The following is a 1,493-nucleotide window of genomic DNA, read 5'->3' on the forward strand; positions in this document are numbered from 1 at the left end:
ACCCGAAGTCGGTGGGGTAACCTTTTGGAGCCAGCCGCCTAAGGTGGGACAGATGATTGGGGTGAAGTCGTAACAAGGTAGCCGTATCGGAAGGTGCGGCTGGATCACCTCCTTTCTAAGGAATATGAGGAAGCACTAGATGCTTCAACAGATAGAGGTTATTTTGAGCAATCAAAAAACCTCGTTGACGATATGATTTGTTTAGTTTTGAGAGTGTAATCTCTCAAAATGAAATGAAGGTGAATTAGAAGCAAGCAGATTGAGGAAACGACTGAGTGAGCACCGGAGTGTATTTGATACATGAGGAGCGGAACGAGGGAAGTTGACGAAAAGATGCGAAGCTTATCATTCGCCGTTTGTACCTTGAAAACTAGATAATGAAAGTGAAGAAGAACCAAGAAATTACCGAGTAATCGCCATTTTAGTTTTTCTCTCTATCGATTTATTCATAGAGTAAAGTAAACCGTGAGGGTTTCAAGAAATCACACAAAGTTGTGTTGGTGTATTGAAAACCGAACAAGAGGGTTTCGAGAAGCAAGCAGATCAAGGAAGCGACCGAACGAGCACCGGAGCGTACATAATAGGTACGTGAGGAGTGTAGTGAGGGAGCTGACGCAGAGATGCGCCGCTTATCGGAAGCCGAAGGTTGAGGGAAATGAGAAGCAAACAGGTCGAGGAATCAAGCGAGGAAGTACCGGAGCGTACGTAGTTTGTACGTGAGGATGCTGACGAGTGAAGAAGACGAAGAGATGTGTAGCTGATCATTTACCGAATGGTTAAGTTATAAAGGGCGCACGGTGGATGCCTTGGCACTAGGAGCCGATGAAGGACGGGACTAACACCGATATGCTTCGGGGAGCTGTAAGTAAGCTTTGATCCGGAGATTTCCGAATGGGGAAACCCATCATCCGTAATGGGATGGTATCCTTACCTGAATACATAGGGTATGGAAGGCAGACCCGGGGAACTGAAACATCTAAGTACCCGGAGGAAGAGAAAGCAAACGCGATTCCCTGAGTAGCGGCGAGCGAAACGGGATTAGCCCAAACCAAGAGGCTTGCCTCTTGGGGTTGTAGGACACTCTATACGGAGTTACAAAGGAACGGAGTAAACGAACAAGTCTGGAAAGGCTGGTCAGAGAAGGTAACAACCCTGTAGTTGAAACTTCGTTCCCTCTTGAGTGGATCCTGAGTACGGCGGGACACGTGAAATCCCGTCGGAAGCTGGGAGGACCATCTCCCAAGGCTAAATACTCCCTAGTGACCGATAGTGAACCAGTACCGTGAGGGAAAGGTGAAAAGCACCCCGGAAGGGGAGTGAAAGAGAACCTGAAACCGTGTGCCTACAAGTAGTTAGAGCCCTATGCATATTTTCCTTTGGAAAAATGCTGGGTGATAGCGTGCCTTTTGTAGAATGAACCGGCGAGTTACGATTGCATGCAAGGTTAAGTTGAAAAGACGGAGCCGCAGCGAAAGCGAGTCTGAATAGGGCGT

General features: G+C 47.7%; 2 rRNA genes. Both read left to right on the forward strand.

Annotated elements, in window-relative coordinates:
- A 16S ribosomal RNA gene (locus tag PZE06_RS25680) occupies window positions 1-115 on the forward strand; the annotation flags it as partial.
- Window positions 116-774: 659 nt separating this feature from the next.
- Window positions 775-1,493, forward strand: a 23S ribosomal RNA gene (locus tag PZE06_RS25685); the annotation flags it as partial.

Origin of the sequence: Robertmurraya sp. DFI.2.37 (assembly GCF_029211245.1) — a bacterium.
Taxonomy (GTDB): Bacteria; Bacillota; Bacilli; order Bacillales; family Cytobacillaceae; genus Robertmurraya; species Robertmurraya methanolica_A.